23 protein-coding genes and 2 riboswitches are annotated in these 24,428 nt (G+C 39.5%); of the genes, 5 read left to right on the forward strand and 18 right to left on the reverse strand.

Features of this window, described 5'->3' with window-relative positions; translation table 11 throughout:
• Positions 1 to 18: 18 nt before the first annotated feature.
• Positions 19 to 243 carry a helix-turn-helix domain-containing protein gene (locus tag AC1MGI_RS19935; RefSeq protein WP_028392149.1) on the reverse strand — a complete coding sequence of 75 codons (225 nt, stop codon included), beginning with the start codon at positions 241 to 243 and terminating at the stop codon, positions 19 to 21.
• Between the two features lie 528 nt (positions 244 to 771).
• On the opposite strand from AC1MGI_RS19935, the gene AC1MGI_RS19940 reads away from it, so the two are divergent.
• Positions 772 to 1,065 carry a hypothetical protein gene (locus tag AC1MGI_RS19940; RefSeq protein WP_480347286.1) on the forward strand — a complete coding sequence of 98 codons (294 nt, stop codon included), beginning with the start codon at positions 772 to 774 and terminating at the stop codon, positions 1,063 to 1,065.
• A complete protein-coding gene (locus AC1MGI_RS19945) occupies positions 1,052 to 1,330 on the forward strand; it encodes a restriction endonuclease (RefSeq protein ID WP_480347287.1) in 279 nt (92 codons plus the stop codon). The genes AC1MGI_RS19940 and AC1MGI_RS19945 overlap by 14 nt, the downstream gene beginning before the upstream one ends.
• Before the next feature lie 269 nt (positions 1,331 to 1,599).
• On the opposite strand, the gene AC1MGI_RS19950 is transcribed toward AC1MGI_RS19945, so the two are convergent.
• The 5 genes from AC1MGI_RS19950 to AC1MGI_RS19970 form a co-directional block, all read right to left on the reverse strand.
• On the reverse strand, positions 1,600 to 2,046 hold the full coding sequence (locus tag AC1MGI_RS19950; RefSeq protein WP_480347288.1) for an acyl-CoA thioesterase: 447 nt from the start codon (positions 2,044 to 2,046) through the stop codon (positions 1,600 to 1,602).
• A gap of 202 nt (positions 2,047 to 2,248) precedes the next feature.
• Complete coding sequence (locus AC1MGI_RS19955) at positions 2,249 to 2,803, reverse strand: hypothetical protein (RefSeq protein ID WP_480347290.1); 555 nt, start codon at positions 2,801 to 2,803, stop codon at positions 2,249 to 2,251.
• 196 nt (positions 2,804 to 2,999) lie between these two features.
• Positions 3,000 to 3,767: a succinate dehydrogenase iron-sulfur subunit gene (gene sdhB, locus AC1MGI_RS19960; protein ID WP_062177014.1), complete on the reverse strand. Its 768-nt coding sequence runs from the start codon at positions 3,765 to 3,767 to the stop codon at positions 3,000 to 3,002.
• A gap of 18 nt (positions 3,768 to 3,785) precedes the next feature.
• Positions 3,786 to 5,537, reverse strand: coding sequence for a succinate dehydrogenase flavoprotein subunit (gene sdhA, locus AC1MGI_RS19965; RefSeq protein WP_480347292.1), 1,752 nt, complete (start codon positions 5,535 to 5,537; stop codon positions 3,786 to 3,788).
• Between the two features lie 62 nt (positions 5,538 to 5,599).
• Positions 5,600 to 6,208 carry a succinate dehydrogenase cytochrome b558 subunit gene (locus AC1MGI_RS19970; RefSeq protein ID WP_062177008.1) on the reverse strand — a complete coding sequence of 203 codons (609 nt, stop codon included), beginning with the start codon at positions 6,206 to 6,208 and terminating at the stop codon, positions 5,600 to 5,602.
• 322 nt (positions 6,209 to 6,530) lie between these two features.
• Here AC1MGI_RS19970 and AC1MGI_RS19975 point away from each other — a divergent pair, with 322 nt between their 5' ends.
• Positions 6,531 to 6,986: a YslB family protein gene (locus AC1MGI_RS19975; protein WP_480347294.1), complete on the forward strand. Its 456-nt coding sequence runs from the start codon at positions 6,531 to 6,533 to the stop codon at positions 6,984 to 6,986.
• Between the two features lie 115 nt (positions 6,987 to 7,101).
• On the opposite strand, the gene AC1MGI_RS19980 is transcribed toward AC1MGI_RS19975, so the two are convergent.
• From AC1MGI_RS19980 to AC1MGI_RS20015, 8 genes are all read right to left on the reverse strand, one after another.
• Positions 7,102 to 8,334 (reverse strand): aspartate kinase, encoded by a 1,233-nt coding sequence (locus AC1MGI_RS19980; RefSeq protein WP_480347296.1) that lies wholly within the window; start codon positions 8,332 to 8,334, stop codon positions 7,102 to 7,104.
• A gap of 93 nt (positions 8,335 to 8,427) precedes the next feature.
• Positions 8,428 to 8,606: riboswitch (Lysine riboswitch) on the reverse strand.
• 203 nt (positions 8,607 to 8,809) lie between these two features.
• Entirely contained in the window at positions 8,810 to 10,582 is a 1,773-nt protein-coding gene (gene uvrC / locus AC1MGI_RS19985; RefSeq protein ID WP_480347298.1) for an excinuclease ABC subunit UvrC, read from the reverse strand.
• Between the two features lie 89 nt (positions 10,583 to 10,671).
• Positions 10,672 to 10,986 carry a thioredoxin gene (gene trxA / locus AC1MGI_RS19990; RefSeq protein ID WP_062176996.1) on the reverse strand — a complete coding sequence of 105 codons (315 nt, stop codon included), beginning with the start codon at positions 10,984 to 10,986 and terminating at the stop codon, positions 10,672 to 10,674.
• A gap of 363 nt (positions 10,987 to 11,349) precedes the next feature.
• Positions 11,350 to 12,327: an electron transfer flavoprotein subunit alpha/FixB family protein gene (locus AC1MGI_RS19995; RefSeq protein WP_480347300.1), complete on the reverse strand. Its 978-nt coding sequence runs from the start codon at positions 12,325 to 12,327 to the stop codon at positions 11,350 to 11,352.
• Between the two features lie 126 nt (positions 12,328 to 12,453).
• A complete protein-coding gene (locus AC1MGI_RS20000) occupies positions 12,454 to 13,227 on the reverse strand; it encodes an electron transfer flavoprotein subunit beta/FixA family protein (RefSeq protein WP_480347302.1) in 774 nt (257 codons plus the stop codon).
• A 110-nt stretch (positions 13,228 to 13,337) separates the two neighbouring features.
• Positions 13,338 to 14,111, reverse strand: a complete 774-nt coding sequence (locus AC1MGI_RS20005) for an enoyl-CoA hydratase (protein ID WP_480347304.1) — start codon at positions 14,109 to 14,111, stop codon at positions 13,338 to 13,340.
• An 87-nt stretch (positions 14,112 to 14,198) separates the two neighbouring features.
• Positions 14,199 to 14,786, reverse strand: coding sequence for a TetR/AcrR family transcriptional regulator (locus AC1MGI_RS20010; RefSeq protein WP_480347306.1), 588 nt, complete (start codon positions 14,784 to 14,786; stop codon positions 14,199 to 14,201).
• A 273-nt stretch (positions 14,787 to 15,059) separates the two neighbouring features.
• Positions 15,060 to 16,760, reverse strand: coding sequence for an AMP-binding protein (locus AC1MGI_RS20015; RefSeq protein ID WP_480347308.1), 1,701 nt, complete (start codon positions 16,758 to 16,760; stop codon positions 15,060 to 15,062).
• A gap of 308 nt (positions 16,761 to 17,068) precedes the next feature.
• Positions 17,069 to 17,235: riboswitch (M-box (ykoK) riboswitch) on the forward strand.
• 155 nt (positions 17,236 to 17,390) lie between these two features.
• On the opposite strand from AC1MGI_RS20015, the gene AC1MGI_RS20020 reads away from it, so the two are divergent.
• Together AC1MGI_RS20020 and mgtE are read left to right on the forward strand one after the other, a co-directional pair.
• Positions 17,391 to 17,612 carry a hypothetical protein gene (locus AC1MGI_RS20020; RefSeq protein WP_480347310.1) on the forward strand — a complete coding sequence of 74 codons (222 nt, stop codon included), beginning with the start codon at positions 17,391 to 17,393 and terminating at the stop codon, positions 17,610 to 17,612.
• Positions 17,539 to 18,897 carry a magnesium transporter gene (gene mgtE, locus AC1MGI_RS20025; RefSeq protein WP_480347311.1) on the forward strand — a complete coding sequence of 453 codons (1,359 nt, stop codon included), beginning with the start codon at positions 17,539 to 17,541 and terminating at the stop codon, positions 18,895 to 18,897. Before AC1MGI_RS20020 ends, mgtE begins: the two co-directional genes overlap by 74 nt.
• Before the next feature lie 226 nt (positions 18,898 to 19,123).
• Here mgtE and AC1MGI_RS20030 read toward each other — a convergent pair whose 3' ends face one another.
• The 4 genes from AC1MGI_RS20030 to AC1MGI_RS20045 form a co-directional block, all read right to left on the reverse strand.
• A complete protein-coding gene (locus AC1MGI_RS20030; RefSeq protein WP_480347313.1) occupies positions 19,124 to 19,531 on the reverse strand; it encodes a DUF350 domain-containing protein in 408 nt (135 codons plus the stop codon).
• A gap of 21 nt (positions 19,532 to 19,552) precedes the next feature.
• Positions 19,553 to 21,910, reverse strand: coding sequence for an endonuclease MutS2 (locus AC1MGI_RS20035; RefSeq protein ID WP_480347315.1), 2,358 nt, complete (start codon positions 21,908 to 21,910; stop codon positions 19,553 to 19,555).
• A gap of 33 nt (positions 21,911 to 21,943) precedes the next feature.
• The gene (gene polX, locus AC1MGI_RS20040) at positions 21,944 to 23,662 is read right to left on the reverse strand and encodes a DNA polymerase/3'-5' exonuclease PolX (protein WP_480347316.1); all 1,719 of its coding nucleotides are present in this window, start codon (positions 23,660 to 23,662) and stop codon (positions 21,944 to 21,946) included.
• Between the two features lie 217 nt (positions 23,663 to 23,879).
• Entirely contained in the window at positions 23,880 to 24,425 is a 546-nt protein-coding gene (locus AC1MGI_RS20045; RefSeq protein WP_480347318.1) for a CvpA family protein, read from the reverse strand.
• Positions 24,426 to 24,428: the final 3 nt, after the last annotated feature.

The raw sequence follows: 24,428 nt of genomic DNA on the forward strand, positions 1-24,428 counted from the left end.
TATGAAATCGAGAATGTGTTAGAGCTTCAACTCTCCCATACGAAGGAGTTCAATGACTGCTTGGGAACGTCCTTTGACTCCAAGCTTTTGCATCGCATTTGAAATATGGTTTCGAACTGTTTTCTCGCTGATAAACAATTCCCCTGCGATTTCTTTCGTTGTCTTATCTTGAACTAATAGTTCGAATACTTCTTTTTCTCTTTTGGTGAGTAATGGCTTATGAGTGAATTCGTTCTCCTTCAAGTGTTGTAACCCTCCTTGCCTTCACCAGCATAAGAACCCGGAGTGGGTGTCTATTTAGTCTTGTTATAGTATGACAAGAGAGGGGGGAGAGTGACTGTTTCAAGGCTCGAATAGTGAATTTCTTTTATATTTTTTATTTGACCTAATTTTTGATTTTTAATCTGTATTAATCGGAATTGACCTTGGGTGTTTTATCGATCCAAATATGTACTTTAGAACCCACAATACCCTTTTAAATCAGTTGGCACCACAACTTCACTCTTCACAGTTGTTTCAAGAAATCAAAGTATCTTATTCTTTGTGAAGTGAATCAGTGACTGCAAATGACGAGTAATGATACTGGACTTTATTTGGATGCGTTTACCTATATTCACAAAAATTTAACGTTGCTTTAAAGTTTTTAATTTCACGAACACATTTTCTCAAATCAGTTAATCTAAGAAGCGTGCTGTAGCTAAATGAAGAAAAGCTAGATACCTAAGACATATTGTTTATTGTGAAATGGAAATTAGAACAGGAGAGAAAATCATGTATAAGAAGCAGAGAAACAGCATCCTTCAACTCGTTAGATTAATAGTTGGATTTATTACTTTAACTATTCTTTTATTGAATAGAGCAGATATTTATTATTACATACTTATTTTCATTCTCCCTATGATTTCGTCTATCATTATGGATCAGTTATTACCAGTATCAATAAAAAAGAAAAACCATAAACAACCAATTAAAACCAAAAAAACAGTCGACAAAGCAGCTCACAACCTATTAAGAACTGATCATGAAAATACTAAAAATGAGCCTTGGCGAAATGTCATGGCGTGAAGTTGAAAGGTTATGTTTTCTTTACTATAAAAGTAAAGGGTATAAGCCTGAATTAACAAAACAGGGAGCAGACGGAGGATTTGATTTGATCTACTATCATCCTCAAGATGGGAAGACAGCCGTACAGATTAAACATTATATACGTTCACAAAAGGAAATCAGCGTTAGTTTAATTAGAGAATTAGATGGTTCAAAACGGAATTATGGTTGCGCATTCGGTGAATTTATCACCACTTCTACCTTTACTAATCCAGCATCTGCCTAAGCACCAAGAGGAATGAATCTTAGAGACATTTACTGGTTCAATCGTGAAGTAATTCCATGGATGAAAAAAGAAACCGCGAAAAGAAAGTTAGCTTAATAAGACTTTTATCGATAATCAAAAGGATCAAACCCTTTAGGACAAGCATAAGAGTCTGATCTCGCACTCTATACACAGTTCTTAGTGGTACTTTCGTTTAGTATGAATTGTATATTGTGAATGTGGGGTCTTGACCCTTTCATTAGTAATCATTTAATAGTCCTAGACCCTAGCTAAAACGCTCTCATCTTCCGTTTCATTTCCTCGGTCCACTTTACCGATTTCCCCGTCTTCTTTGAAATTTGGACGATCGTTCCACGACCTGCAAGGCACACTTTTCCTTCCTTCGTCCCCATATAATGAATATCAACAGATGAATTTCCAATTCGGGCTGCTTTGACGTGAACATAGATTTCATCATCGAAAAACAATTGCTCAAGAAAGTCACATTGTAGATCGGCGACAACAGGGATTCTATCTCTCCCTTCGTGCAACCAATTCTGCATAAAACCAATGCTCTTAAAATATTCAATCCTTGCTTCTTCAAAATATGTAAACGGAACAGTATTATTTACATGTCCGAACATATCCGTTTCCGAAAAACGGATTTTAACCGGGTGTTTAAATTGAAAGGATGAAGCCCATTCTTCCATATTATCGATATATGATATTCTGCTCATTCTATTCGCTCCTTTCTGTGGAAAAGGGACGGAGCTTCGCAACATCAGCTCCGTACCGCCACCTTCATAATATGATAGAATTTAATTTTCATCGTTAGGTTGGGAGCAGACGCACATGAATGTTATTTATGAATGGTTATTCATTTATTCTACTGATAAATCATCTATTTAAAAAGCCTATTACTTTAATAATCCAAAAAAGCTAGATTACATCATCATCTTCTTCTAAAGGTTTTGCGTTTTTAGAATCAGCCTTCTTTTTCTTTATTATAACGTCACCTGTAACGATATCCTTCTCTTGTTTTTTTAAAGAAAGTAAAGCTGCCTGTCCATCACTAGGTGATCCATCGGAAAAATACATCGGAAAAAGTGAAAAAAACATGATATAGAAAGAGAAATAAATGAATTGGTACCAAAAAATAGAATTATTTAATACGTCCAAAAATATGAGTCCATTAATAATAAATATGCTGAATAGATTGAACAGCGCTCCTCCTAAATAAATCATCACACTTTTAAATGGGTGATCGACTTGTAATTTATCGAACTCGCAGTGTCCATTCCAAAAGTAGTATTTTTTTATATCCATTTTCAAAATTGAAAATAATTTATTCCCGCAACCGAGTGTAAGCTTTTTCCCTGTACCTCCAAATATCGCAGCACAAAATAGGTGACCGCTTAAGTGAATAAACGTGACAATCGGCATGATGAGAAAAAAAGAAAAAATGAATTTGGTAACATCTGCAAAATCAAACAAACAATTACCTCCTACAACGCAAATCTTTCTTTTTTGTTATACCATTCTCTACCCAGTGCCAATCGTAAATAACTGGAAAAATTTATTACGCATATTTTCCTATTTCGACGCATAAATAAAACACCCCGTAAATGTTAGTTTGGTGTCTAACATTTACGGGGCAGTTCAATTCCGGGTTCTTTTTTCACTATTTTTATTAAACTTGATCGCTTCCGAAGAAGTTACGGAACGATTGTAGGGTTGTATCACGGTTCAAGGAAGCGATTGAAGTCGTAAGCGGGATGCCTTTCGGGCATGATTGTACACAGTTTTGTGAATTCCCGCAGTTGGCTAAGCCTCCGTCTCCCATAATCGCATTAAGGCGATCTGAACGATTCATTTCGCCCGTTGGGTGCGCATTGAATAGACGTACTTGTGAAAGTGCTGATGGTCCAATGAAGTCTGAAGAGCTGTTTACGTTCGGGCAAGCTTCAAGGCACACACCACAAGTCATACATTTAGAAAGTTCATACGCCCATTGACGTTTCTTTTCTGGCATACGAGGACCTGGTCCAAGATTGTACGTTCCATCAATTGGGATCCACGCTTTTACTTTTTTCAATGAATCAAACATACGGCTACGATCCACTTGTAGGTCGCGAACAACAGGGAATGTGCGCATAGGACTTAAGCGAATCGGTTGTTCTAATTGGTCGATAAGTGCTGTACAAGACTGCCTTGGCTTGCCATTGATCACCATTGAACAAGCACCACAAACTTCTTCTAAACAGTTCATATCCCAAGAAATCGGTGTTGTTGTTTTTCCGTCAACCGTTACTGGGTTACGACGGATTTCCATTAGGGCAGAAATGACGTTCATATTTGGACGATAGTCTAATTCAAAAACCTCTATATATGGATCTGAATCTGGAGTATCTTGTCTTGATATTTCAAACCGTACTGTTTTTGTCTTTGTCTCAGCCATGCTTTTCTCCCCCTCTTTTTAGTGAGTTGTCGTATAGTCGCGTTTCCGTGGTGCAATTAACGAAACATCAATATCTTCGTAATAGAACTCAGGAGCTGAATTCGGACCAGTAAACTTAGCCATTGTCGTTTTCATAAATTCATCGTCATTACGTTCCGGGAAGTCCGGTTTGTAATGAGCACCGCGGCTTTCATTACGATTAAGAGCACCTATTGTAATAACCCGAGCTAATTGGAGCATGTTTTGTAATTGTCTTGTGAAAGAAGCTCCTTGGTTGCTCCATTTTGATGTATCTAAAATATTGATATTTTTATACCGTTCCATTAATTCGACAATTTTATCGTCTGTTGCTTGTAATCGATCATTATGACGTACAACCGTTACGTTATTTGTCATCCATTCGCCAAGTTCTTTGTGAAGAACGTAGGCATTTTCTGTTCCATCAAGCGACATAATGCTATCCCATTTTTCTTGTTCTTGCTTCACATAGCCATCAAACAAGGAAGATGGTAGTGATTCACTTGTTTTCTCAAGACCAGAAATATATTTAACAGCATTTGGTCCAGCTACCATTCCACCGTAAATCGCGGAAAGAAGGGAGTTCGCACCTAGACGGTTCCCACCATGCTGTGAATAATCACACTCACCTGCTGCAAACAAGCCTTTAATATTCGTCATTTGATCATAATCCACCCATAATCCACCCATTGAATAGTGAACAGCAGGGAAGATTTTCATTGGAACTTTACGTGGATCTTCACCCATGAATTTTTCATAGATTTCAATGATGCCGCCAAGTTTAATATCCAATTCTTTCGGATCTTTATGAGAGAGATCAAGATAAACCATGTTTTCTCCATTAATACCGAGCTTCATATTTACGCACACATCGAAAATCTCCCGCGTGGCAATATCACGCGGCACAAGGTTTCCATATGCCGGATATTTCTCTTCTAAGAAATACCAAGGTTTCCCGTCTTTATACGTCCAAACACGTCCGCCTTCGCCACGAGCCGATTCTGACATTAATCGAAGTTTATCATCGCCAGGAAGTGCGGTCGGATGGATTTGAATGAATTCACCATTTGAATAAATCGCGCCTTGTTGGTAAACAATAGAAGCAGCTGAACCCGTATTGATCATGGAGTTCGTTGATTTACCAAAGATGATACCTGGTCCACCGCTTGCCATGATGACCGCATCGCCTGGGAATGCTTTGATTTCCATTGTTTTCAAGTCTTGTCCCACAATCCCGCGGGCCACTTGTTCGTCGTCAATGACGGCCCCAAGGAATTCCCAGCCTTCATATTTCGTAACAAGTCCTTCTACCTCATAGCGGCGAACTTGTTCGTCCAATGCATAAAGCAATTGTTGGCCAGTTGTCGCCCCAGCAAATGCTGTACGGTGATGCTGTGTACCGCCGAAACGACGGAAATCTAGCAAACCTTCAGCCGTGCGGTTGAACATAACACCCATCCGGTCGAACATGTGAATAATCGATGGTGCTGCTTCACACATTGCTTTAACAGGCGGCTGGTTCGCTAAAAAATCGCCACCGTAAACTGTATCATCAAAGTGAATCAATGGGGAGTCCCCTTCACCTTTTGTATTTACTGCTCCATTTATGCCACCTTGTGCACAAACAGAGTGAGAACGTTTAACAGGAACTAACGAGAATAGATCTACCTGTTGTCCATGCTCAGCCGCTTTAATCGTAGCCATTAGCCCTGCTAGACCTCCACCGACGACAATAATTTTACCTTTACCCATTATTGCTCACTCCCTCATATCCGTTCAAAGCTTGTTAGCTTGCTCTGATTTATTCGAACCTTTTATACGAAAGCAAAAATTGCACGTAGCCCAATATAGCTAAGGACTAGGAATACAACTAATGTTATGTAAGTCATGATCTTTTGCGATTTAGGTGAAACAGTTAACCCCCAGCTTACCGAGAATGACCAAAGTCCATTAGCGAAATGGAAAACAGTTGAAAGAAGCCCTACAATGTAAAAAACAATCATGAATGGGCTTGAAAAAATCGTTGCCATCATGTCAAAGTTCACTTCAGCGCCAAGTGCGGCTTGAATTCTTGTCGTATACACATGCCAAATAAGAAAGATTAACGTTATAATTCCTGATACCCTTTGTAAAAAGAACATCCAGTTACGGAAAAAGTTAAATCTTCCCAAGTTGTTTTTAGCTGTAAAAGCGATGTAAATCCCATAAACAGCATGGAAAATCAACGGTAAATAAATGACAACAAATTCAACGACAATCTTGATTGGCGTGAATTCAATTAAATGTACCGCTGCATTGAAGGTATCCGCTCCTTTAGTTGCCATATAGTTGACTGTTAAATGGAAGATTAAAAACAGTCCAATTGGAACTACCCCAAGAAGTGAATGAAGCTTACGATTCCCAAACTCTCGATTTTGCGCCACAAAGTGCCCCCCCTTAATTTGTGAAACCCTCGCAAAGATAAAATCAATTCTCCCTTACCCCTGCATTTTCTAAATGTATGAAACTATTTAACAATCTTCTGACATGTCCATTTTACCCCTGTCTGATAATTGCGTCAAGAAAACGGATACAAGATTTCTTTTTTCAAAATAGAAATATTTTACTAGTTTTTTACCTTATTCACCTAAGTAAAATCCCATAAGCCACCATTTATCCAACAATTTAATTTTAGATTTTCCTATAAAAATTAATGCTTCAACTCACAAAACGTATATAATAGTTGTATAGAAAGTGGGGAATACAATGGAAAAAGAAGCTCAGGCTCTGCAAGAATTATCTGACAACACTGAAATGCATATCCCGATTTTTGGCTACGAGTTAATTAGAGAAATACTATTAAATGATATTTTAGGCAAAGATTCTCCCCATGTTCTATACTGGGCTGGAAAACAGTTGGCAAGGAAATTTCCGCTTCACAACATAGATGAAATCATTAACTTTTTCTCTAGTGCCGGCTGGGGGGACTTAACATTGGTCAAGCAATCCAAAGACGAAATCGAAATGACATTAACTGGGATAATGGTTGAAAGACGGTTTGATTTGAACACCGCATGTCACTTTCAACTTGAGACTGGATTTCTTGCTGAACAAATCAGCTTGCAAAAAAAATTCACAGCAGAAGGCGCCGAAGAAACGAAACGTCGCGCCCGCAGAGCTACGATATTCGTAAAATTAGATTTAAAAGACCCGATTGAGTAGATAAAGTGAAACTTCCATAAGTGGGGGGATTGACTTTCCGTTAATATGGGATAAGTAGATAAAGAGGATCGTTTAGCCATGCTTTGCATAGGTTTAACGATCCTCTACTCATTTTTTACGCTTTGACTGCCGTTCTTTCATCAAGTTGAAATTCCACATGCAATGTTTCAACAGCCTGAACCATATCTTTGTCTGGGATAACCGTAGAAACTTTGATTTCAGATGTGCTGACCATTTTCACTTGGATGCCTGCATCTGCAAGAATCGCAAACATTTTCGCTGCAACACCCGGATTAGAAACCATTCCCGAACCGACGATGCTCACTTTCGCTAAATTACTTTCCGTTTCAATTCTTTCAAACTGTAATTCTTTTTTATTACTTTCTAAAACCGTTAACACGTCACTTACGTCATCCTCTTTAATCGAGAATGTTAGATTCGTCGTACCAGTATCCGTAATGCTTTGGATAATAATGTCTACATTTAAGTGCTGCTCGGCAAGGGTTGTGAAAATGGTAGATAAAGAAGTTAACCTTCCAGTCAGTCCAAAAATGGTTACCCGTGTAATACTGTCTTCAAATGCAATCCCTCTAACAATTAAATTCTCTTCCATCGTTACTTCCTCCTCAATGATTGTTCCTTGTTCCTGTTCTATACTTGAGCGAACGACTAGCGGTATTCCATAATTCTTCGCAAACTCTACTGCACGTGGGTGAAGAACCCCTGCCCCAAGATTCGCCAATTCAAGCATTTCATCATAGGAAATCGCTTGTAATTTCCTTGCTGATTTAACAAAACGAGGATCTGTTGTGAACACACCTGTAACATCTGTATAAATGTCACAGCGTTCTGCTTTTAAAGCTGCCGCTAATGCAACAGCGGTCGTATCGGATCCACCTCGGCCCAATGTCATGATTTCACCGCTCGCATCCACTCCTTGGAAGCCCGCTACAACAACGATTTTCCCTACAGAAAGCTGTTCTTTGACCCGATTCGTATCAATATCCAAAATTCTTGCATTCCCATGAATCGATTCAGCTTTAATCCCAGCTTGCCAACCGGTAAAAGAAACCGCGTCATACCCAAGTTCTTGTAAAGCCATCGTAAGAAATGAAATCGTGACCTGTTCTCCAGTTGATAACAGCATATCCATTTCCCGTTTGCTCGGAGTGTTACTGATTTCATTCGCCATTCTAACGAGCTCGTCGGTCGTTTTGCCCATTGCCGATACAACGACAACAACCTCATTCCCAAGAGCCGCTTCTTCTATTACCCTAGTTGCTACATGCTTTATTTTTTCAATATTTCCTACTGATGTACCGCCAAATTTCTGCACGATTAATCCCACTTTGTGACACCCTTTCCAGCTGTTTTTTTGCAAACAAAAAAAGCAATGAGAATTATCTCATTGCTGTGGTAACGTAAATACATACGAATATCACAGTGAGATAGCCCTCCAGAACAAAATTGTTCTGACAATCTGCCATTTATTCAATGTCAGACCAGCAAAATCAAGCTATGAGACTTGATCGCTTCGGCGACTTCCCCTTTCAAGACTTTTCACAGAAGCTCATCCTTCTCCAAGTCTTTACTAATGAAACCCGCACCTCTATCAACACACGAAAAGCATAAGCACCTTGTTCAGCCTCAGGCAGAGCATAAGGCAAACAAGCTGTATGGAGAGCGATTTTCTCTCCATCAGATGGTTTCCTTATGACCTCAGACGGGCTAGGAGCTGTAGCTAGACAGTTAAATTTATTAAAGACGTACATTACTTTTAAAAATTAACTGTAGTATAGCATACCCCATTTTGAACAGCAAGATCATTCTTGCAATTTATTGACAAGCTCTTGAGCGACAGATCGTGGAATGCCTACCGCTTGAACTTCTTCTACCGTTGCTTCACGCATTTTCTTTACTGAGCCAAAATGTTTTAGAAGTAGTTTTTTTCGTTTCTCGCCGATGCCTTCAATTTCATCAAGCAAAGATTGAAAAGCATTTTTACCTCGCAGCTGGCGGTGAAAAGTGATGGCAAAACGATGCACCTCATCTTGAATCCGTTGTAGCAAATAAAACTCCTGACTCCTATGGTTAAGCGGGATAATCTCAAGTGGATTGCCAATCATCAGTTCAGATGTACGATGCTTTTCATCTTTTACAAGGCCTGAGAGCGGGACTTCTAGACCGAGTTCATTTTCTAAAATATCGCGAACTGCTTCAACATGCCCTTTACCGCCATCAATAATGATTAAATCTGGAAGCGGAAGTCCTTCTTTCAACACTCTCGAGTAGCGGCGACGAACTACCTCACGCATTGATTCGTAATCGTCTGGTCCTTTAACCGTTTTAATCTTGTATTTACGATATTCTCGTTTTTCAGGTTTTCCGTCGATAAAGACAACGAGCGCAGAAACAGGATTTGTTCCTTGAATATTTGAATTATCGAAAGCTTCAATTCTGTGCGGTGTATAAATGCCGAGCTGTTCTCCAAGCCTCTCCACTGCTTTAATCGTGCGATCCTCATCCCGGTCAATTAAAGCAAATTTTTCTCCCAGCGCAATGCTAGCATTTTTATTAGCAAGATTGAGTAATTCTTTCTTTTGTCCAATTTTCGGAGTAAGAATTTTAACCTGTAATAATTGCTCCGCTAATTGTGCATCTACTGATTCAGGTAGAAAAATTTCTTTTGGTTTGAAATGATTTGCCTTTGAATAAAATTGCCCCAGATATGTTAGCAATTCTTGATCAGGTTCATCGTATATCGGAAACAACGAGACGTCACGTTCAATCAATTTACCTTGACGAACAAAGAATACTTGTACACACATCCAGCCTTTATCATACGCAAAACCAAAAACGTCACGATCTGTATAATCATTGGACATCATTTTTTGCTTTTCCATCGTAACGACAATATGGGCGATTTGATCTCGATATTCCTTTGCCCGTTCAAAATCAAGTTCTTCAGCTGCCTCATGCATTTTATCAGACAACTCATTTTTAATTTCTTGATAGCCACCATTTAAAAATCGCGTAATTTCACCCATCATCGTTTTGTATGTTTCCTGTGGCACTTCTTTCACACATGGTGCGAGACATTGACCAAGATGATAGTATAAGCACACGCGATCAGGCAATGTATTACACTTTCTAAGCGGATAAATGCGGTCAAGGAGCTTTTTCGTTTCATTAGCCGCGATGACATTCGGATAGGGACCGAAATATTTACCATTATCTTTTTTCACTTTTCTGGTGATGATTAAGCGCGGATGACGCTCATTCGTCAGCTTGATGAACGGATACGTTTTATCGTCCTTCAGCATAATATTATATTTCGGATCATGTTTCTTGATTAAGTTTAATTCTAAAATGAGTGCTTCAATATTTGATGATGTAACGATATATTCAAAGTCTTCAATTTCATTGACGAGTCTAAGCGTTTTTCCGTCATGCGAGCCAGTAAAATACGAGCGAACTCGATTTTTCAGTACCTTGGCTTTACCGACATAAATAATCGTTCCCTGGCGATCTTTCATCAAGTAACAGCCGGGATGATCAGGAAGCAGGGCAAGCTTGTCCTTAATTCGCTGATTCATGTTCAACCTCCCAACCAATCAATCTACATAAAGTGTATAAAAGAAAAAACTCCAAGCCATAGACTTGAAGTTTCTTAAATATAAAAGAATTAAGCGTGTTTTGCAAGAAGTTCTGATAATGCTTCTTTCGGTTGGAAGCCAACCACTTTGTCAACAACTTCTCCATCTTTTAACACGATTAAAGTTGGGATGCTCATTACGCCGAATTTACCAGCAGTTTCTTGGTTTTCGTCTACATCCACTTTAACGATTTTCACTTTGTCACCAATTTCGCCATCAAGTTCTTCAAGAACTGGAGCAATCATTTTACAAGGTCCGCACCACGGTGCCCAGAAATCGGCAAGAACTAAACCTTCGTTTGTATCTGTTGTAAATGTTTGGTCAGTCGAGTGTACAATTGCCATAATATATGCCTCCTAATAAACTATATTTCTAAAACCAGTATACCATTGATAATGGGATGCTTACTATTATTTTGCTTCATTGCTAAGATACCCTTAACTTACGTATCTATTCGCAATATGATTCGTATAAAGTGAAACTTCAATCAGTGGGGAGTTTTCTTCATCCCCACCGATTGTTAGTTGAACCAATCGGGCATTTACGGGCAGTTATCCCCACGTATGCGTCTTCTATTCACCTAAGCCTTGAGATGGTTTTTACTGCCCGTTAATGCGGGATTAATTCTTAAAATAGCATCATCTGATTGCAAAAATCAAGACATCTGCTTGATGAGCAAATGTCTTTCAACGGAAGGGTCAGACCCTTTAGACGTTTAGTTTAAGTTTCTTACATTCTTCAATAAGTAATGGAACGACTTCAAATAAATCGCCGACAATACCGTAATCAGCAATCTTGAAGATGTTTGCTTCAGGGTCTTTGTTGATCGCGACGATCACTTTAGAGTTGGACATGCCCGCTAAATGTTGGATCGCCCCAGAGATACCGCATGCGATATAAAGATCAGGTGTGACCACTTTCCCTGTTTGCCCAATTTGAAGGGAATAATCACAATAGTCTGCATCACATGCACCTCGGGAAGCACCGACAGCTCCGCCAAGAACTTGAGCAAGTTCCTTCAATGGCGTGAAACCTTCTTCACTTTTTACTCCCCGTCCACCGGCAATGACTACTTTCGCTTCTGAAAGATCCACTCCGTCTGTTGCTTTTCTTACTACATCTTTGATAATAGCACGAAGGTCTTTAATCTCCACATGAAGAGAAGAAACATCACCGGTTCGACTTTCATCCTTCGCTAACGGCTCGATGTTATTCGGACGAATCGTTGCAAAGATGACTCCATCTGTTACAATTTTCTTCTCGAACGCTTTGCCTGAATAGATCGGACGAGTGAAGACTAGATTTCCGCCTGCTTCTTCAATGGATGTGACATCAGAAATAAGCCCTGAATTCAGTTTCCCGGCAATTCTGGGCGCAAGGTCTTTGCCAAGAGCTGTATGACCGAAAATAATTCCTTCCGGATTTTCCGCAGCAATGACTGCAAGAACTGCTTGTGCATACCCATCAGACGTATATTGAGCAAGTTTTGCATCTTCTACTGTAATGACGCGGTCCGCACCATATTGAATAAATTTATTTCCTAACGTTTGTATGTTTTCTCCTACTAAAACGCCGATTACCTCACCGCCATCTGCTACCAAATTAGCTGCGCCGATTGCTTCAAATGATACATTTCTCAAAGATCCTTCACGTACTTCACCTAATACAAGGACTTTTCTAGCCATTTAAAAAAACCTCCTGTAAGTCATTTATCCTGGTTTAACTATCCGGTAGTGGAAAACAAACCCCACTGATGGAAGTTTCACTTTATTGCTTGAATCGGGATCGTCGTTTTGATTTGCTGTTAAAAACTAAATCACTTTCGCTTCTGAGCGCAGGAGTTGTACGAGTTCTTTTACTTGCTCGTTCAGGTCACCACTCAGTACTTTTCCTGCTTCTTTTTTAGGTGGAAGGAAGATTTCAATCGTTTTTGTTTTTGCTGCTACATCGCCTTCTTCAAGTTCTAAATCATCCAATTCTAATTCTTCAAACGGCTTCTTTTTCGCTTTCATGATACCTGGAAGGGATGGATAACGCGGCTCATTCAAGCCTTGCTGGGCCGTAACCAATAATGGCAAAGACGTTTCGATGATTTCTGCGTCCCCTTCCACATCACGGGTAACGCTTACATTTACACCATCAATTTTAAGCTGAGTAATGGTCGTGATATAAGGAATGTTCAACTGTTCAGCAACTCGGGGTCCAACTTGGCCTGAGCCGCCGTCAATCGCTACATTACCAGCGATAATTAAATCCGCATCTTTATCCTTTAAATATTCACTAATAATTTTTGCTGTTGTGAATTGATCGCCATATGCTACATCTTCTTCAATATTGATTAAAACCGCTTTATCAGCGCCCATGGCAAGTGCTGTACGCAACTGCTTTTCAGCGAATTCGTTTCCAACAGTAACAACTGTTACCTCTCCACCTTGTGCATCGCGCACTTGGATCGCTTCTTCTACCGCATACTCATCATACGGGTTAATAATGAATTCAGCGCCGTCTTCATTGATTTTGCCGTTTGCTAAAGTAATTTTTTCTTCTGTATCAAACGTTCTTTTCAGTAATACGTAAATATTCAAAGGAATCCCTCCTGATTTTTTTAAAAATTAAGACTATTTTAGACGTTGTTCAAAAAGATCGGCCCATTTTTTATCCGCCTTTTTGAACAAGTCCGATTAGAAAAGTTTCATTACTTGCCTTTAAAAACAGCCTCTCTTTTTTCAATAAAAGCACTGATTCCTTCTTTGGCATCTTCAGAAACAAATATCTTACCAAAGCTTTTCGCTTCGTTTTCAATGCCTTTATAAAAACTCTCTGGCTTGGCATCGTTTAAAAGGTCAATCGCCGCTTTCAATGCGAGTGGGCTTTTCTGCGCAACTTTCTCTGCCAATTCCTTCGCTTTAGGCAAAAGCTCTTCATCTGAATAAGCATGGTTTGCCAACCCGTATTGAACAGCCTCAATACCCGTAATCGGTTCACTCGTAAACAGCATTTCAGCAGCCTTTGCAACTCCCACATAACGGGTTAGACGCTGGGTGCCACCAAAGCCAGGTACAAGTCCAAGCTGTAGCTCTGGTAAGCCGATTCTTGAATTTTCTGTCACTAAACGAATATGACAAGCCATCGCTAGCTCCAAACCTCCCCCAAGAGCTGCACCATGAATAGCAGCAATAACCGGTTTTGGATATCGTTCAATTTTCTCAAATACTTCTTGGCCATTTCTGGAAAGTTTCGTGAAGGCTTCACCACTACTTACACTTGTAAACTCTTTTATATCAGCACCCGCAGAGAAAAACCTTCCTTCTCCGTAGATCAGTACGCAACGAACTGCTTGATTCGTTACCAGCTCATCAAACAGCTGTGAAATTTCCTGGATGAGACTTGAAGAAAGTGCGTTCGCAGGAGCTCTTTGAATCGTAACGAGAGCAACATGATTTTCGATAGAATGGTTTAAAAATGCCATGATCATTCCCTCCTTAAACGTATAAATAATTATGTAAAAAACTTATAGAAATGTATGGTGCCGAGCTTCTTATTAAACGAAAGAATTCTACTTTTTAGAGCCACAACCGCCAAGTAATAGTTGATGGACCGATTCTGCAAGATCTGGCAAGGAATACTTTTGATCGTTCATTACCCAAGTTGTAGCCATTTCATCAATTGTTCCAAAAATCATCTGCCTTGTTAGTCTGACATCCAAATTTGAAAGAAACTCACCGTTCTCTTTTCCTTCAATGATAATCGTGTCTACGATCTGTAAATAGTCTCGTAGCACATCATTAATCCTCTCTCGGAGTTCAAGATTGGACTGCCGTAATTCAAGCTGGGTGACAATGGCCAAGTTCGCATCACTTGCAAGAATTTGAAAATGTTTTCTGATCATTACAAGTAATTTCTCCGCCGCACTCATCGTTTCCTTTATTTCCTCTTCAATTTGTTCCACAAAATAACCCATTTTTTCATAGAATAATGAAATTAAAATGTCTTCTTTGTTTTTAAAATAAAGGTAGATTGTACCGTCAGCAACACCTGCTTGTTTGGCAATTTTTGAAACTTGTGCTTGATGATAGCCATTCTGTGCAATTACAACAACAGCAGCATCTATGATTTGTTTATACTTTGGTCTATTTCGGTTCACTGAACTTCTCCTTATCATTTCAGATATGAATGAATATTCATTCATATTTTCATAGTAGAGTGAATGACCCTACCTGTCAAGGAGAAATATTCATTCAAACGCCGCTTCATGCTGTTACTTTTGTCACTGAAAAAGGACAGACCCCGCAACAACTAAATACAGTATAAGATAAGTGTACGAAACACTGCACACTGATTATTGAGTACGAGGTCAGACCACTCGATTTTTCATTCATATTTGCACTTGTGTCATTGGCTAAACAGAAGCCAATCATTAGGCTTTCTTATGTTCATCTTCACTCCATTTCTTCTTTTCTTCTTCAATAAGAGCCCGACGCAAAATTTTTCCTACTGCTGTTTTTGGTAGTTCTTTGCGGATTTCATATACGCGTGGTACTTTGTATGCCGCGAGATATTTTCTTGCGAATTCATCTAACTCCTCATCCGTAACCGAAGCTCCTTCTTTCAAGACGATATAAGCCTTCACGGTTTCACCACGATATGGATCAGGGACACCTGCGACAACAAGTTCTTGAATATCTTCATGCTCATATAACACTTCTTCAATTTCACGCGGATAAATATTAAAGCCACCAGCAATAATGACATCTTTTTTCCGGTCAACTACATAAAAATAACCCTTTTCATCCATATATCCAAGATCGCCTGTAAGAAGCCAACCATTTCTGAATGTTGCTTCTGTTTCTTCTGGTCGGTTCCAATAGCCTTTCATCACTTGAGGACCTTTAATGGAAATTTCACCGATTTCCCCTACTGGCACAGGCTCTCCTGTTTCCAAAGAAAGAATCGCAGCATCTGTATCCGGCCATGGCAATCCAATGCTCCCTTTAACACGGGGTTCATCCCAGATTAGATTGGCATGTGTAACAGGTGAAGCTTCTGATAAGCCATAGCCTTCTACTAATTTTCCACCTGTGACCCGTTCGAACTGCTCTTGGATTTCTACGGGCAAAGCAGCCGATCCACTAATACATGCATCAATCGAAGATAAATCATACTTTCCGATATCAGGATGGTTCAACAAGCCAATATAAATGGTGGGTGCTCCAGGAAACGTGGTCGGCTTTTCTTTGTGAATCGTTTTGAGCGTTTTTTCAGCATTAAAATTGGGCATTAAAATCATTTGATAGCCTTGTACAACGGACAAAAGCATGACTGTGGTCATCCCATACACATGGAAAAATGGGATAATGCCGAGAACCTTTTCTTTCCCTCGCCCCCCTTTGTACAACCATGCTTTACACATCTCCGTGTTCGCTAGTAAGTTTTTATGCGTCAACATGACTCCCTTCGGAAAGCCAGTTGTGCCACCTGTATATTGCAATAATGCGATGTCATTTTCGAAATCCGTTTCTACGGCTGATTCTTGCGGTACGCTTGTTTTCATAATTTCTTTTAATAAATGATGGTTGCCGCTATGCTCGACTTTAACAACGAGTCCGTATTGTTTTTTCTGAATAAATGGATAGATAAGATTTTTCGGGAAGGGCAAATAATCTTTGATGGTGGTTATAACGATGTGTTTAAGATCGGTTCTTTTGGCAATGGACGAAACTCGAGGGAAGAGAATGTCCAGTGTTAAAATAAATGTCGCTCCAGAATCGTTTAGATGATACTCAAGCTCTCGTTCCGTATAAAGCGGGTTCGTTTGAACAACGACCCCACCAGCCATAAGCGTTCCAAAGAAACCAATAACAACTTGCGGACTATTTGGTAGCATAATGGCCACCCGCTCTCCCTTTTCGAGCCCAATATCTTGTAGGTATGCGGAAAATTTAAGAGCTGATTCATAAAGTTCCTTATACGTCATCTCTTTTCCTTCAAAGTGAATGGCTATCTTATCGGAGAATTCTTCTGCGGATTGTTTTAAAAATGAGTGCAGTGGTTTTTCTGTGTATTCAAGTGACGTAGGAATAGTAGCTGGATACATATCTTGCCATGGCTTATCATTCATCCAATTCCTCCTTTTTAAAAAACAGAAAATTTAAATTATTATCCTCTATTATAATATACCTGACAATGAGTCACAATTCCTTCTAATATAAAATAATGATACAAATGAAGGTGGACATGCTATTTTTCCACTAATGAACATAGTATGAGGTTGAATAGATTTTTGCGTGGATGTTTACTCACATATATTAAGAAAAAAGCAAACGAAGGAGGAACATTCCATTCACAAAGACTAAAAAAAAGGCAGACTTTATGAATAGATAAACATTGACTTCTAAAAAATATTCCTTTAGAGTGGATTTGCAAACTAAATATCCTCGTTAGGTGAGGCTCCTGTGTTGGAGATATGCTACTGCCCAAAAATGTCGAAAGACGCCAATGGGTCAACAGAAACTATCGACATAAGGTGGTTTTTAATGTAGCTGGCGATTGTCCTATGCCACACAGTGCTAAAGCTCTACGAATGGAGGAACAGATTGACTGTCATGTATTTGTCATGCAGACAATGTACATATAGTACCGTGTGTGACACCTTCATTTGTAATGGAGGTGTTTTTCATTTATGGATCAGGAAAACTTCTAGAACGAGGATTTTATGCGCTTATAGTTTTCTAATCAGGAGGTGAGTAGAATGGATAACGATGCAGAACCCTACTCGAAGCATAAAAATCAAAGAAATACAAAGAGTATGAAAGATGCTTATCAAACCATCTTCTTACCTTTATTAGATCGCCCGAGGAGAACTATCGTTTACTCCTCAAAAAAGGAGTGGCAAAAAGATGATAAAAGACATGACAGAAGACCAACTAGCGCTTCAAATCATAAAAGTATTAAAAGAAGGCAAAAGAAATGAATTTCAAGCAATAATAGAAGAACTTCAACCTTACGATATTGCACGAATTTTTGAGGGGCTTCCAGAAAAACATCATACTCGGTTTTTATTGTTTCTTACATCGGAACAAATCGCTGAACTCATTCAGGAAGTTGAAAAAGTACATCAATTAAAAATCCTTACTAAATTAGGAATTGAAAAGTCCGGTCAAGTAATGGATCTAATGGAAAATGATGATTTAGCTTCACTGTTAGAGAACCTATCTCCTGATAAAATTGAAGAACTTCTTTCAGGTATGAAACAAGAAGAATCGAAAATCGTTCAACATATCATGAACTATCCTCCTGAAACGGCAGGTCGAATCATGACAAACCGGTTCGTGTGGATTCCTCAACACTATACAGTTCGTGAATCCGTTGATAAACTTAAAATATTTGCAGAGTTCTCGGGAACGATTAACTATCTGTATGTCATTGATCATGATAAAAAATTAGTAGGTGTTGTCTCCTATCGAGATTTAATCATAAGTGATGAATATGAAAAGATTCAAGATATTATGTATAGCCGTGTGATCTCCGTTCCGGCTTCTGCTGACCAAGAAGAAGTCGCTCGTATTATCGAGCGTTATGACTTTGTATCCGTTCCTGTAGTCGAAAAAAATCATGAATTAGTAGGAATTGTAACTGTTGATGATATTATTGATGTTGTTATTAAAGAAGCAAACGAAGACATTGAGAAACTGTCAGCATCGGGTAAAGCGATCGATTTTGACACGTTGGCACATGTGGCCGCGTATCGTCGACTCCCTTGGCTTATTTTACTTTTATTTATCGGTTTAGTGTCTGGAACGATTATTAGTAGTTTTGAAGAAACATTATCCAAAGTAGTTGCACTGGCCTACTTTATGCCCATGATTGCTGGGATGACGGGTAATACAGGTACACAATCTTTAGCTGTTGTTGTAAGAGGTCTAGCTACTAATGATACGGATCGAGGAGTTGTTTTCAAACTTATTTTGCGAGAATTGAACGTTGGATTAATCATCGGCATTACTTGCGGCATCTTAATTTCGATTATTGCTTTAATTTGGCAAGGAAATCCTGTTCTAGGGTTAGTAGTTGGAAGTTCATTATTTATGACTCTCATTATTGGAACTTTAGCTGGGACGATTATTCCGCTAATATTATATAAATTTAACATCGACCCCGCTATCGCTTCTGGTCCATTAATTACAACACTAAACGATATCCTATCACTACTGATTTACTTTGGTATTGCCACCATGTTTATTTCGAAATTGATGTAAAATTAAATTTGTTAAAAAAGGGTCTGACCTCACACTTTATACCTGTTTATAGTGTTATTTACACTTCACATAAACAAAGTATAGTAATGGGGTCTGACCCTTTCTTTATGTGATTTAACCACTTACTACCATATAAATAATTCCAATGACAAGAAAGGTTCCGCAGCAAATAAATAAGATTTTCGCAAGTCTTTCCAACATTTCAACTTCTTCCCTTCTCTAAGACTTATGGAATCCCTGCTCCAATGACAAAGGACAAGCCGATGGAAATAATCATCGCCAGTAATCCGACTGCGCGATTGTCATTTTCAATTTCTTCATCGATTTTAAAGCCTGGGGTTAAAAACTCGAAAATGAAATAGCCGAGTAATAGCAGAACAAATCCGTAAACACCCCAGCCAATCATCGTCAATAAAGAATCGTTGTGAATAATGGAGTGGCGAAAAACGTTGGATATTCCAAATATTTTTCCGCCTGTGGCCATCGCGACAGATACGTTGCCATTTTTAATTTCTTCCCAATTTTTATACTTGGTTACCAACTCAAATACGGCTAAAAACAATACAATACATAAAATGACAACACTATAATAAGCAGTCGTATACACATATTCATTTCCCCAGATTTTTTCCATTCAACTTCTCCTGATTCGCCCTTATTTAAATTCGACGACTGTAACTCCTGTTCCGCCTTCACCCGCTTCGCCAAAGCGACTGCGTTTAACCGAGCGATGGTTTTTCAAATATTCCTGAACCCCTTGTCTTAGCGCACCTGTTCCTTTGCCATGAATGATGGATACACGAGGATAGCCTGCAAGTAGGGCATCATCAATATACTTCTCAACTCTTGATAAGGCATTTTCATAGCGTTCACCGCGAAGATCAAGTTCTAAGCTTACATGATAGTCCTTGCCTCTTACCGTTGATAGTGGCTTTGCCATTTTTTCCGGCTTTGGCGCACCAATCAGCTGAATATCTGCTTCGTCTACCTTCATTTTCATGATGCCAATTTGTACTTGCCATTCTGTATCGGAAACTTTCTCGATTGCGTGCCCTTTTTGCCCAAAAGAGATCACTTTTACTTCATCACCTGGTTGAATCGTTCTAGGGGCTTTTTTGACAATTTGCTTGGACGTTTTCTTGATAACTGGTGTTGCTTCCTCCAAACGTTTTCGCGCTTCAATCAATTCGTGTTCCTTAATGTCGGCACTTTTCTCAAGTCGCATCTTTCGCAAATCGGCAATGATTGCTTCCGCTTCTTTTTTCGCTTGTTCAATTAAATCGGCTGCTTTTTCTGCCGCTTTCTCCATCAGCGAATCTTTTTCTTGATGATACTCCAGCGTTTCTTTTTGCAGCTCATTATGCAGTTTTTCGGTTTGCTTTAGATAATCTGCTGCTTCCCTTGCATCCTCTTCAGCTTGTCTTCTACTTTCTTCTAGTGAGGCAATCATACTCTCCACTTTATTCGTATCAGCGCCAATATGACTGCGCGCATGATTAATCACTGCATCATCCAATCCGAGCCGCTTTGAAATTTCAAATGCATTACTACGTCCAGGCACGCCGATCAATAACTTATAGGTCGGTCTTAGTGATTCCACATCAAACTCGACACTGGCATTGATGACCCCTTCATGGTCATAGCCATATGCTTTTAATTCCGGATAATGGGAAGTCGCAATGACTCTTGCCCCGCGCTTGTAGACTTCATCAAGGATGGAGATGGCAAGTGCCGCACCTTCCTGTGGATCTGTTCCAGAACCAAGCTCATCAAATAAGACAAGACTTTCATAATCCACATACTTTAAAATATCGACAATATTGACCATGTGAGAAGAAAACGTACTTAAGCTTTGCTCAATGGACTGTTCATCACCAATATCCGCAAACACATGCTTGAATACAGCGACTTCCGATCCATCCAAAGCAGGGATTTGCAAGCCTGATTGAGCCATTAATGTTAAAAGCCCAATTGTTTTAATCGTTACGGTTTTCCCCCCGGTATTCGGCCCGGTAATCACAATCGTTGTAAATTCATCACCTAAGTAAATATCGTTTGCTACCACTTCATCAGCAGGAATAAGCGGATGTTTTGCTTTTAATAGTTTAACTCTGCCCTCATCATTCAAAGCAGGCTTCGAACCTTTAATTGCCTTCGCATAACGGGCTTTTGCAAAAATGAAATCGATTTGCGCGAGTACCTTTACATTGACGAGTAAGTCATGCGTATGCTCGCCAACCGCTTGTGATAATTCCACAAGAATACGCTCAATTTCCAACTGTTCTTTCAACCTTGCTTCTTGAAGTACATTATTTAGCTCAACAACCACTTGCGGTTCTATGAATAAAGTCTGCCCTGAAGAGGACTGGTCATGGATGATTCCGCCGTAATTACTGCGATATTCTTGTTTAACTGGAATAACAAATCGATCATTTCGAATCGTAATAATCGCATCGGAAAGCATTTTCTGAGCATTAGAAGAACGAATCATGCTTTCTAATTTTTCACGTATTCTGCTTTCGTTTGTGCGCAGTTGATTTCGTATCGTTCTTAATTTATCACTAGCTGAATCTAGGACTTCTCCATTCTCTCCAATGCAATAGGAAATTTGCTGTTGCAATTCAGGCAGAGGAAGCAATGTTTCCATATAGCCATTTAGGTTTGGCAAACTAAATTCGTTTTCAAGTAATTCTTCAAAAAAGCGACCAAGAATTCGGCCTGCACGAATGGTGCTGGCGATTTCCATTAATTCATGAGGGCTGAGCATCCCACCAATTTGTGCCCGTTTGGCATGTGGTCGAATATCAAATATTCCACCGAGTGGGACATTTCCCTTCCTACGAAGTACATTTGCTGCTTCATCTGTTTCTTCCTGCCAGTTTGTCACCTGGGTAAGGTCTGTAGAAGGGGCGAGCTCAGCCGCCTTTTCTTTGCCGATTGCAGAAGAAGCATATTTCAATAGCTGTTCTTTTATTTTATCAAATTCCAATGTTTTCAAAACTTTCGAATGCATGGAGTTGTAGTCCTCCCTTTTCATGTGCGTCAATTAATCATTTCTGTTTAAAAAGGCAAGTAGTTCTTCTGGTTCTTTTACGTTTAAGACGGAAGAAAGTTTCACCCAGCCTTTTTTCGCTGAAGAGACGCCTACTGCCATATGTTCAAGCATATCAAAATTATGTGCGTCCGTATTAATCACGATCGTTACACCCGCTTCTTGTGCTTTTCTTAAATAAGGAGAAGCAAGATCTAATCGATTCGGATTGGCATTCAGTTCTAGTGCGGTGTTTGTTTTTGCCGCGAGTTCGATTAATTGGTCCATATCGACTTCATAGCCAGAACGTTTCCCAATCAAACGACCTGTTGGATGGGCAATGATATCCACATGGGGATTTTCCATCGCGTTTCTTAGTCGTTCCATGATCTTCTCTTTCGATTGTGAAAAACTCGAATGAATCGAAGCAATGACAAGATCCATTTCGGCAAGCAATTCATCCTCATAATCGAGAGATCCATCAGGCAAAATATCCATTTCGATTCCTGATAGGATAGTAATATCATCATATTTATCGTTTAAAGCATGAATGATCTCTTTTTGTTCCCGTAATCGTTCAGCTGTTAAGCCGTTGGCAACTTTTAAATATTGAGAATGATCGGTGATCGCCATATATGTATAGCCCTTAGCACGGCACGCTTCAACCATCTCTTCAATGGAATAAGCTCCATCACTCCAGGTTGTATGCATATGGAGATCCCCTTTAATATCTCCAAGGGAAACAAGTGGTTCTTTATCGTTGTACCCTTCCACTTCTGTTCCATCTTCACGAATTTCCGGTGGAATGAACGGCAGATTGAAATGAGCGTAGAAGGCTTCTTCTGAATCAAAGGTGAGTATCTCACCTGTCTCCGTATTTTCAACGCCATATTCACTAATTTTCTCACCACGGTCTTTCGCTAACTGACGCATTCGCACATTATGGTCTTTCGATCCGGTAAAATGGTGCAGCGTTGTAATAAATTCAGCATCTGTTACAATCCGAAAATCAACCGACACATCATATTGGTAATCAAGTGTTACGGACACTTTCGTATCACCTGCCGCAATGACATGTTTAATGGCAGGCAAGGAAAGTAGTTGCTCCTTCACCTTCACAGGGTTGTTCGATGAAATAATGAAATCAATGTCTTTAATCGTTTCTCTCATGCGACGGATGCTCCCTGCTCTCGAGAAGCGAATGATATCTGTCATGTTTTCAAGCGATGTCTCAATATCCATTGCTATTGGCATCATGAAAGCAAGTGGAAGCCGGTCAGGTCGTGAACCTGCTTCAGCAATCGAAGTAAGAATCTTTTCTTCCGTCTTCGCGCCAAACCCGGAAAGATCCCGGACTTTTCCTTCTTCGCATGCTACCTTCAGCTCTTGTATATCCCGAATTTGCAGTTCCTTATGTAGCTTGGCAATTTTTTTGCCACCAAGTCCTGGAAGTTGCAACAATGGTACCAATCCTTTTGGCACCTGTTCCTGCAGTTCTTCTAGAACAGTCGATTTCCCTTCATTAATATATTCCTCAATCACAGCAGCAGTTCCTTTACCAATTCCGCTTAATTCCGTAAAATTACTTATCGATGATAAACTTCGATCGTCTGTTTCAAGTGCAGCTGCCGCTTTTCTAAACGCTGATACCTTAAATGGATTTTCACCCTTTAGCTCCATATAGATTGCTATTTTCTCTAATAGTTTAATGATGTCTTTTTTATTGATTGACATGGTTCCTCACCTTTCCAACGCGAATTCTTAAAAAAAGATGACACTAGGCCATCTAAAGAACTTGCAGCCTTTATCCCGGTTAACAGGCTGTAATATCCCCATAAATCATTCAATAAAGTAAAAAAATGTTAATCGTTAGGATAAACAGCCTGTAAATCCCCGATTGGTTCAACTAACCATCAGTGGGGAACTACACCCCACTGATGGAAGTTTCACTTTATGCAGCTACATATTGAAACCACAACTCTGTTACTTTCCCCGAAAGATAGGGGGTATTTTTTACGATGAGATCCGCCATGAACGAGCCATTCATCGCGTCCTGAACATTGGCCATTGGCAGTAATGCAGCTATGTATAATAGAATAAACATGATAAGATATACTTCAGCAAAACCTAAAATCGCACCAGCCCATCGATTCAACTGCTTCAAGATTGGTAGGTTCGATATGAAGTCCAACATTGAGCCAAATAGCTGCCAAACTAACTTCGTAGCGAAGAAGATGATCGCAAATGCAATTGCACGGTAATAAGCTTCTTCAAGGTTTGCTTGACCGATAAACATATTCATTGTTTCTGAATCACCGCTCAAAGATGGGAACGGAATCCATAAAGTTAGTTTCGGAGCGAGTTCATCATAGTACGCATAAGCCGCGGCAAAAGCCACAAAAAAGCCCGTCAAATGAATGAGCTGTAAAATGAACCCCCGTCTCAAACCAACTAAAAATCCAATTAAGAGAATGGCCAAAATCGCCAAGTCTAACATGTA

Source organism: Peribacillus sp. BM1, assembly GCF_056679975.1.